Source organism: Thermanaeromonas sp., assembly GCF_021890735.1.
Classification (GTDB): Bacteria; Bacillota; DSM-521; order Neomoorellales; family Neomoorellaceae; genus Thermanaeromonas.
Genome location: NZ_JAKKUR010000066.1, coordinates 1 through 9,461, shown reverse-complemented (window position 1 = coordinate 9,461; position 9,461 = coordinate 1). Strand labels below are relative to the sequence as shown.

10 protein-coding genes and 1 pseudogene are annotated in these 9,461 nt (G+C 49.7%); all 11 read left to right on the top strand.

Annotated features, from left to right (window positions below; genetic code table 11):
• A partial coding sequence (locus tag L5656_RS09025) for a nicotinate-nucleotide--dimethylbenzimidazole phosphoribosyltransferase (RefSeq protein ID WP_297202089.1) occupies nt 1-273 on the top strand: 273 nt, incomplete at its 5' end.
• A 53-nt stretch (nt 274-326) separates the two neighbouring features.
• Nucleotides 327-1,280: a hypothetical protein gene (locus L5656_RS09020; protein WP_297202084.1), complete on the top strand. Its 954-nt coding sequence runs from the start codon at nt 327-329 to the stop codon at nt 1,278-1,280.
• On the top strand, nt 1,186-2,286 hold the full coding sequence (cobD, locus tag L5656_RS09015; RefSeq protein WP_297202081.1) for a threonine-phosphate decarboxylase CobD: 1,101 nt from the start codon (nt 1,186-1,188) through the stop codon (nt 2,284-2,286). The genes L5656_RS09020 and cobD overlap by 95 nt, the downstream gene beginning before the upstream one ends.
• Before the next feature lie 3 nt (nt 2,287-2,289).
• Entirely contained in the window at nt 2,290-2,910 is a 621-nt protein-coding gene (gene cobC / locus L5656_RS09010) for an alpha-ribazole phosphatase (RefSeq protein ID WP_297202078.1), read from the top strand.
• Nucleotides 2,911-3,278: 368 nt separating this feature from the next.
• Complete coding sequence (locus tag L5656_RS09005; RefSeq protein ID WP_366018201.1) at nt 3,279-3,653, top strand: DUF3870 domain-containing protein; 375 nt, start codon at nt 3,279-3,281, stop codon at nt 3,651-3,653.
• A gap of 143 nt (nt 3,654-3,796) precedes the next feature.
• Nucleotides 3,797-5,293 carry an acetyl-CoA hydrolase/transferase family protein gene (locus tag L5656_RS09000; RefSeq protein WP_297202075.1) on the top strand — a complete coding sequence of 499 codons (1,497 nt, stop codon included), beginning with the start codon at nt 3,797-3,799 and terminating at the stop codon, nt 5,291-5,293.
• Nucleotides 5,294-5,338: 45 nt separating this feature from the next.
• Nucleotides 5,339-6,991, top strand: coding sequence for an acyl-CoA mutase large subunit family protein (locus tag L5656_RS08995; protein ID WP_428849304.1), 1,653 nt, complete (start codon nt 5,339-5,341; stop codon nt 6,989-6,991).
• 29 nt (nt 6,992-7,020) lie between these two features.
• A complete protein-coding gene (locus tag L5656_RS08990) occupies nt 7,021-7,437 on the top strand; it encodes a cobalamin B12-binding domain-containing protein (protein ID WP_366018198.1) in 417 nt (138 codons plus the stop codon).
• A 65-nt stretch (nt 7,438-7,502) separates the two neighbouring features.
• Nucleotides 7,503-8,459, top strand: a complete 957-nt coding sequence (gene meaB / locus L5656_RS08985; RefSeq protein WP_297202067.1) for a methylmalonyl Co-A mutase-associated GTPase MeaB — start codon at nt 7,503-7,505, stop codon at nt 8,457-8,459.
• Between the two features lie 22 nt (nt 8,460-8,481).
• Entirely contained in the window at nt 8,482-8,892 is a 411-nt protein-coding gene (gene mce, locus L5656_RS08980) for a methylmalonyl-CoA epimerase (protein WP_297202064.1), read from the top strand.
• 18 nt (nt 8,893-8,910) lie between these two features.
• Nucleotides 8,911-9,461: pseudogene (gene mmdA / locus L5656_RS08975) on the top strand (methylmalonyl-CoA decarboxylase subunit alpha); the annotation flags it as partial.

The following is a 9,461-nucleotide window of genomic DNA, read 5'->3' as shown; positions in this document are numbered from 1 at the left end:
GATGGTTTTATTTCTGGGGCGGCAGCTCTATTAGCTGTACGCTTGTGTCCTCAGGTAAAGGACTATTTAATTGCCTCCCATTTATCAGATGAGCCCGGGCACCGGGTGATGTTAGAGATGATGGAGCTTAGTCCTATGCTTACCATGCGTATGCGGCTAGGAGAAGGGACTGGAGCTGTCTTAGCTTTAACTATTATAGATGCCGCCCTCAAAATCTATAACGAGATGGCCACCTTCGCTGAGGCCGGAGTCTCAGGGGCGCTAGATGCTTAAATGGAAGAGAAAGCGGAGAGGACAGCCTGCTGGAAAGAATAAGGGGAAAGAAGATGCGAGCTACTGCTTATGTTCCCGGGTCCTGTGGAGAACTGGTACAGGGGCTTGTGGGGGAAAGCTATTTTTTGATAACCTGCCCCATCGATAAGGGTTCCCAGGTTACGGTAACCCTGGAAAGGGGTAAAGATTACTTGAAGGGACCGGCCGGGCGTAGCAAAGCTTTGCACGCTGTCCGTCTAACTTTGGAATTCTTAAGGATAAAGGCTGGTGCTCTGGTAGAAATAGAAAATCCCCTTCCAGTAGGTAAAGGGTTAGCTAGCAGTACGGCCGATGTAGCCGCTGCTGCCGTAGCTACTGCTTTGGCCGCCGGCCGGGAACTGACTTTAGAAGAGCTTACCAGGATTGTGGTGCAGGTAGAGCCCAGCGATGGGGTATTCTTGCCTGGTATCTCCCTTTTTGAGCATATATCTGGTAAACGGTGGGAATACCTAGGGGAGCCTCCTCCTTTGGATATCCTTATAGTAGATCTAGGAGGGGCTGTAGATACCCTGGCTTTCAACCGTCGACCGGATCTCTGGGAGCTCAACCGGGCTAAAGAAAAATGGGTCAGGGAAGCCACAAGATTAGTGAAAGAGGGGCTCTCCCAGGGGAATGCCGCTCTTATAGCGCGGGGAGCTACCTTAAGCGCCTGGGCCAATCAAAGAATCTTGCCTAAGGAAGAATTACCGGTTATCTTTGATATAGCCCTTTCCAGCGGGGCTTTAGGGATAAATATAGCCCACAGCGGGACTGTAGTGGGGATCTTATACGAACCTGGGACCGTAGATCAGAAAAAATTGAAGGCACTCTTAAAGGAGCGATATCCCTTTCTTAACCTAATGCCCGCGAGAGTAGTAAGCGGGGGGGTAAAGGTTGGAGAGCAAAAACTTTTCCTCCCTTCACGGGGGGAACTGGCAGGAGGTCCGGCAGAAATACGGGTGGGAGCCAGGGGAGCTTCTGGATTTTAGCGCTAACATCAATCCCTTGGGTCCTCCAGCTTGTGTCCTGCAAACCCTGGCCAAGAATTTGGAGGCAGTTCGGCGCTATCCGGACCCTAGCAATTTGGAGCTTAAAAGATCCCTGGCCGATTACTTAGGCGTTGAGCCGGATAATTTATTAATAGGGAACGGAGCCACGGAAATCATCTATTCCCTTTGTTTTCTGCTTAGGCCTCGCAGTGTGTTAGTACCTCAGCCCACCTTTTCGGAGTATGCCCGGGCAGCTGAAGCAGCCGGAGCCCAGGTGTTATCTTGTCCCTTATTGCCTACCCAAGGGTTTAGGCTGGATATAGACGCCTACTGCCGCTTGCTTGAGCAAGCCGATATGGCTTTTTTGTGCAATCCCAACAACCCTACCGGAAATCTGCTTTCCTACGCTACCCTCTACCATATATGGCAGGAAAGCCGGCGGCGGGGTGTTTGGCTAATAGTAGACGAATCCTTTATAGATTTTGTAGAAAACTGGCCGGAGCTCTCCTTAGCTCGGGTGGCAGCCGGAGAGGAAAAGCTTATAGTATTGCGCTCCCTTACCAAATTTTTTGCCTTACCCGGATTAAGGTTAGGAGCCGGTATAGCGGCCCCTCGGGTCATTAAATATGTAGAAGCTAGGTGTGACCCTTGGAGGGTGAACATTTTGGCCCAACTGGCTGGTGCTGTTGCCCTCAAGGATAAAGAATTCCAGGCGCGCACCTGGAAATGGCTTAAAGCAGAGAAAGCATATCTTTTTGAGGGCTTGGCTTCTCTGCCAGGTTTTTACCCCCACAGCTCGGAAGCCAACTTCATCTTGGTAGACATGAGTTTAAGCGGTTGGGGCTCGGCGGAGCTGACTGAGACTTTAGCCCGGCAGAAAGTACTGGTACGGGATTGCTCCAATTTTCCGGGGCTTAAAGGAGAGTATGTCCGGGTGGCTGTAAAAGAACGGGAGGCCAATGCTGTCCTGCTGAAGCTTTTAAGAAAACTTTTTACGGGTGAATGATATATGAAAGGGTGCACACGTATTTACTTAATCCGGCACGGCGAGACGGCATGGAATGAAGCCGGCCGGTACCAGGGGCACCGGGATATAGAGTTGAGTTCCCGGGGGCTCAAGCAGGCCCTACTTTTGAGGCAACGGTTACAAAAGGAAGATATAAAAGCGATTTATACCAGCGACCTTAGGCGGGCTCGGGACACAGCTAGTATCATAGCCCAAGCCCATGGGTTGGCGGTAAACGAACTTCCTTCCCTCAGAGAACTTAATTTTGGTCTTTGGGAAGGCTTAACGTACCGGGAGATCTCTAGTCAGTACCCTGAAGAATGGAAAAAGTGGGTGGCTCACCCGGGGAACGTCCGGGTACCCGGGGGAGAAAGCTACCTGGAACTTCAGAATAGGGTGTACCAAACCTTTCAAGAAATAGTTGCCCGGCACCCCGGAGAAAACTTGGCCATAGTTGCTCATGGTGGAACCCTACGGGTGATTATTTGCCGGGCGCTCGGGCTGGGGCTCGAGGGCCTTTGGCGGTTTCGCCTAGACAATGGAAGTATAAGTATTTTAGATTGGTGCGGAAGTAGTTGTGTGTTGGCCTCACTCAATGATGTATGTCATTTATATGTAGCTTAAGTTATCTTTTCCCCAGGGAGTACAGTTTACAAAAGAAAAAATGAAAAATTCCCGCAGACCTCCTTGACAGTTGAAGCCTTGGATGCTATTTTAGAAGTGGAAACGATGTGAACGGAATAACATTCTAAGGTTAAAATAGAGTAAAAGCCGTTTTGTTTGCAGGTGGGTAAGGAAGACTTACTCACGCAGACGCAAACAGGACCTGGCTTAGAGTAATGAAAAACTCTAAGGGGTCCTTTAATTTATTTAAGCAGGAATACGTGAAGAATGAAACCATACCTACGGGAAAAATGGAAACTCCCTCACACAATATTAAGTTGAATAATAAAGGGGTGGAAAGGGAACGCTAACAAAAGCCAAGGGGGTGGCTGATTACGGGAGAAAAGCGAGAGGAAACCCTCCTACTTACAGGCTATGCGAGATTGCCCTCTACTATAACAGCTTATAGGCTCTACGAAGTAATTGGAATAGCCGTAGAGGTAAGACCCGACGATGGAGAGATACTAGACGCAGACTGTAGTTTGGCTACTAGTGTGGCGAGAAGGTTTGTAAGAGACATAGCTGTAGGGTACAAATTGTCTGACGGTATAGACGGGTTGGTGCAAGAAATTGAAAGGCGTTATTGGGGGAGCGCGCGGAAAGCAATTATTATGGCGTTTAGGGTCATATACGAAAAGTTTGTGGCCCGTAAGCAAGGTAAAAGCCCGGAACAGGTAGAGAGGAAAATAAATTGCGAGACATAACCTGAAAAAGAGCCATTTTGTTTGCTGGTGAGTAAGTTAACCTTGCTCGCCGTAGCGCAAACAGGACCTGGCCGTACATAGCTGATTTAAAATAACGCAATAGGCCAGGTCTTTTATTTTTGAACGATGCCGGGGGGAAGAACATGGAAGAACCACGTGTCCGATGTCCAGAATTGCTTAAGAAGGTTACTTCAGCGGCTGAAGCAGCCGAATTGATTAAAGACGGGATGACCGTTGGAACGAGCGGTTTTACTCCCGCTGGGTATCCCAAAGCCGTGCCTTTAGCCTTGGCTGAAAGGGCCAAGAAAGAAAGAATAAAGATTAACCTTTGGACCGGAGCATCCGTAGGTGACGAATTAGACGGTGCCCTCGCCAGGGCAGGGATAATAAATAAAAGGCTACCGTATCAAACTAACGAATCCATCCGGGATGCTATCAATAGACGAGAGGTACAATACATTGATATTCACCTGAGTCAGGTAGCGCAACAAGCCCGGTATGGCTTTTTGGGACACCTGGATGTTGCTATTGTAGAAGCAGTGGCTATAACTCCCGAAGGTTACTTGATCCCTAGCACCTCCGTTGGCAATACGCCTACCTTTGTTGAGCTAGCCGAAAAGGTAATTGTTGAAATTAACACCAGCCAACCCCTTGAGCTTGAAGGTATGCACGATATTTATATTCCTGCTGATCCTCCCAAACGTAAGCCCATCCCTTTGACTAGGGTCGATGAGCGCATTGGCACACCTTATATTCTCTGCGAGCCAGATAAGATTGCGGCTATAGTCTTCACCGACATACCGGATAATGTTCGCCCGTTGGCCCCGGTAGATGCCATTAGCAAGCAGATGGCGGAAAACCTTATTGAGTTTTTCAAGCGAGAGATAAAGGCTGGTAGGTTGCCGGATAAACTTTTGCCCCTGCAATCGGGTGTGGGTAGCGTCGCTAACGCTGTACTAGCAGGACTTGCCCAGTCGGATTTTAGTGATCTAGAATTTTATTCCGAAGTAATCCAAGATTCTGTGTTTGATTTAATTGACGCGGGGAAGATGCGTTTTGTTTCCGGTACCTCTATCACGGCTTCTGAAGCGGGGTTAAAGCGCTTTTACGAAAACATTAAGAGCTACCGGCAAAAGATTATTTTACGGCCTCAGGAAATAAGCAATAACCCGGAGGTCATAAGGCGGTTAGGTATCATTGCCATGAACACAGCTATTGAAGTGGATATTTACGGCAACGTCAACTCCACACATATTATGGGAACCCGCATGATGAACGGTATTGGCGGGTCAGGGGATTTCTCTCGTTCAGCGTACCTTTCGATTTTTGCCACCCCTTCTACAGCGAAAAATGGAGCAATATCGTGCATCGTACCGATGGTTTCTCATGTTGATCATACTGAGCATGAAGTTCACGTAATCGTTACGGAATGGGGGGTGGCTGACCTACGGAATAAGTGTCCTGTAGAGAGGGCTCAAGAAATAATTAACAACTGTGCACATCCTGATTATAGACCTTTGCTTAAGGAATATCTTGATAAAGCTTTAAAAAGGGGTGGACATACGCCCCATTGTCTTGAAGAGGCCCTATCCTGGCATATCCGTTTTGGGGCCCACGGAAGTATGAAGCCTAAAAATTAAAGAAAGGGTGGTCTAGTCGTGTTAAAGGAGGAAGCCCTACAAGCTATTCGTGCGGCCAAAGATGCATGGGAGACGCAGAAGGTTCAAAAGGCCATAGCTAAGCATCCGGAACGTCATGAGCAGTTCATGACTGGTTCGGGCTATCCGGTGGAGAGATTGTATACACCTGTAGACATAGCGGATTTGGATTACCTGCGCGATCTCGGTTTTCCTGGTGAGTATCCCTTTACACGTGGCGTACAGCCCACCATGTATCGCGGTCGCTTCTGGACCATGCGGCAATACGCGGGTTTTGGTACGGCGGAGGAATCCAATCAGCGCTATAAGTTTTTGCTGTCACAGGGGCAGACAGGATTGAGTGTAGCCTTCGACCTCCCTACGCAAATAGGCTATGACTCAGATCATCCCATGGCCGAAGGTGAAGTTGGTAAAGTAGGAGTAGCTATTGATTCTCTGGCTGATATGGAAGTTCTTTTTAACGAAATACCCCTAGATAAAGTAAGCACATCTATGACCATCAACGCGCCCGCTGCGATTCTTCTGTGCATGTATATGGCTGTAGCCGAGAAACAGGGGGTACCATTTAACAAGCTACGCGGTACTATTCAAAACGACATTCTCAAGGAGTATGCTGCGCGCGGTACCTACATTTTCCCGCCTGAACCTTCTATGAGGCTAATTACCGACATCTTTGCCTTCTGCTCCAAGGAGCTACCTGAATGGAACACCATAAGCATCAGCGGTTATCACATAAGGGAAGCCGGTGCTACTGCAGCCCAGGAGATAGCCTTTACGCTGGCGGATGCTATTGCCTATGTAGAAGCTGCCCTAAAGGCCGGGCTACAGGTGGATGAATTTGCCCCGAGGCTTTCCTTCTTCTTCAATGCCCATAACGACTTCTTTGAAGAAATAGCTAAATTCCGCGCAGCCCGCCGGCTGTGGGCCAAGATTATGAAAGAACGCTTTGGAGCAAAAGACCCGCGGTCCATGATGCTGCGCTTCCATACCCAGACAGCCGGGTGTACCTTGACGGCACAGCAGCCCATGAACAATATTGTACGAGTAGCCATTCAGGCTCTAGCGGCCGTGCTCGGCGGAACTCAGTCCCTGCATACCAATTCCTATGATGAAGCGCTGGCCCTACCTTGCGAAGAGGCAGTACGGATCGCTTTGCGCACGCAGCAAATTATTGCTTATGAAAGTGGTGTTGCCGAGACCATAGATCCGCTTGGGGGCTCTTATTACGTTGAAGCGCTAACTAACAGACTAGAAAAAGAAGCTCAGGATTATATTGCCAAAATCGATGCTATGGGCGGGGCGGTAAAGGCTATTGAACAAGGTTATATCCAGCGCGAAATACAGGACAGCGCCTACCGGTATCAGAAAGAAGTAGAAAGCGGCAGGCGCACTGTAGTTGGCGTTAACAAATTCCAAATGGAGGAAGAGCCTCCTAAGAACCTTCTTAAAGTGGACCCTGCCGTGGGTGAAGCCCAAAAGAAGAAGCTTAAGGAACTCAAGGCGCAGAGGGACAACCGTCAGGTAGCGCGGTGCTTGGAGGAATTACGGCGGGTTGCGTCCAGCACGGAGAATATCATTCCTGCGATATACGAAGCGGTTAAGGCCTATGCTACTCTAGGTGAGATTTGCGACGTTTTGCGGGACGTTTTCGGGGAGTACCGCCCGTTGGATATTGTTTAAACTTTAAAGAGGTACTTTAGGGGGTAAAGATGATGAGGAAAATACGTGTGCTCATTGCCAAGCCGGGATTAGACGGGCATGATCGAGGGGCGAAGGTTATCGCTCGTGCCCTGCGTGATGCGGGCATGGAGGTAATTTACACGGGTATTCGTCAGACGCCAGAGCAGATAGTGGCGGCGGCGGTGCAGGAGGACGTGGATGTGGTAGGGTTAAGTCTTTTGTCGGGGGCCCACCTGCACCTTTTCCCTAAGGTTGTAAAACTTTTACGGGAGCAAGTGGGAGACAAAGTGTTAGTTATTGGAGGCGGGATCATACCTGAAGAAGATATTCCGATTTTGAAGGAGCAAGGTGTCGCGGCCATCTTTGGCCCAGGAACGCCTACGAGTGTCATTATAGACTTTATTAAAGAAAAGGTAGGGGAAAAAAGCCAAGGGACTTCGGCATAAGCCTCGGGCTGAGGAACCTAACCAGGCAGGGAGACCGGCGGTGGCTATCAGAGGGGATGGAGAAAATGATCGAAGAACTGCTTAAAGAGTTTAGGCAGGGCAGCAAAAGGGCGGCTGCCAGGATTATTAGTCTTATAGAAAATGAAGCTCCTGAGGGTAAGGAAATCCTGAGGGTTCTGTATAAAGAGAGTGGACGGAGCTATATCGTAGGGATAACAGGTCCGGCTGGCGCAGGGAAGAGTACTCTGACGGATGCTCTCGTAAAGTTGATGCGGCACCGGGGGTACAGGGTTGGAGTGGTGGCGGTAGACCCTACTAGCCCCTTTACTGGAGGTGCCCTTTTAGGCGACAGGGTACGCATGAGTGACCTAACGTTAGATCCCGGTGTATTTATACGCAGCATGGCTAGCAGGGGGCACCTTGGGGGTCTGTCCTGGGCGGCTAGAGATGCCTTGGTAGTTTTAGATGCCTTCGGGTGCGATTATATCCTGGTGGAAACCGTGGGGGCCGGCCAGTCCCAGGTAGACGTAGTGAAGGTCGCCGACACCGTCGTTTTGGTAACGGTGCCCGGGTTAGGTGACGACATCCAGGCGGCTAAGGCTGGTATCATGGAGATCGGGGATATTTTCGTAGTTAATAAGGCTGACCGCGGTGATGCCGACCAAGTGGTGCGTTATCTCCAGAGCATCTTAGAACAGCAAACTAAGACAGAGGGGTGGCTGCCGCCGGTCATAAAAACTGTTGCCTGGCGAGGAGAAGGGGTTGAGGAACTCCTGGACGCTGTAGAAAGACACCGGTCTTTTTTGGTTAATTCAGGACATTTGGACCCGTTACGAAAGATGCGCTTAAAGGAAGAAATTATAGAACGTGTGGAGAGATTAATCTTTGCCCGCTTAAAGAAAGAAGTTCGTATGGACGGAGTGCTAGAAGAAGTTTATAGCCGGCAACTAGATCCCTTAAGCGCGGCAGAGGCCCTGGTAGGTGAGATAATCCCGCAAGCAGGGTCTGCGGGAAGAAAATAATACTTTGAGGGAGGCGTGTAAAGTGAAGGTATTTAACGTAGACCATATTGGTATCGCCGTACCTAACCTTCAGGAGGCCATAAAATTTTATGAGGAAGTGTTGGGCCTTAAGTGCGAAGGCATAGAGGAGGTGCCCGAGCAGAAAGTAAGGGTGGCTTTCCTACCAGTGGGAGATAGTGAAATAGAGTTGTTGGAGTCTACCGATCCGGAGGGTGCAGTGGCGAAGTTCATAGAGAGCCGCGGACCCGGTATTCAGCATATAGCTTTGAGGGTTGATAACATAGAGAAAGCATTGGAGGAATTGAAGCAAAAGGGCGTACGGTTAATTGACGAAAAACCGCGTTACGGCGCAGGAGGGGCTAAGATAGCCTTTGTTCATCCGAAAGCCACTAATGGAGTTTTGTTGGAGATTTCCGAGCGCGAGAAGAAGTGAGGGTGGGAGTGTATGGCTATGCAGGAACGTGTGCGTGAACTTGAGGAGCGTTTAGCGAAGGTTAGGGCAGGGGGGGGTGAGAAGCGGATAGCGAAGCAGCACGAGCAGGGGAAGAAGACGGCCAGGGAGAGGCTAGAAGCGCTTTTAGACCCGGGTAGTTTTGAGGAGATAGATGCCTTTGTTACTCACCGGTGTACACTTTTTGGGATGGATAAGACGGAGGCGCCTGGCGAGGGGGTAGTGACCGGGGTAGGTACTATTGATGGTCGGCCGGTAGCGGTGTATGCACAAGATTTCACAGTACTGGGCGGTTCTTTAGGAGAGATGCATGCGAAGAAGATATGCAAGGTTATGGATTTGGCGATGAAGGTAGGGATGCCGATAATAGGGTTAAACGACTCGGGTGGTGCGCGGATACAAGAGGGGGTAGATGCTTTAAGCGGGTATGGGCAAATTTTCTTCCGGAACACGTTGGCATCGGGCGTAGTACCGCAGATTGCGGCTATAATGGGGCCGTGTGCAGGGGGAGCGGTATATTCACCTGCGCTTATGGACTTTATTTTCATGGT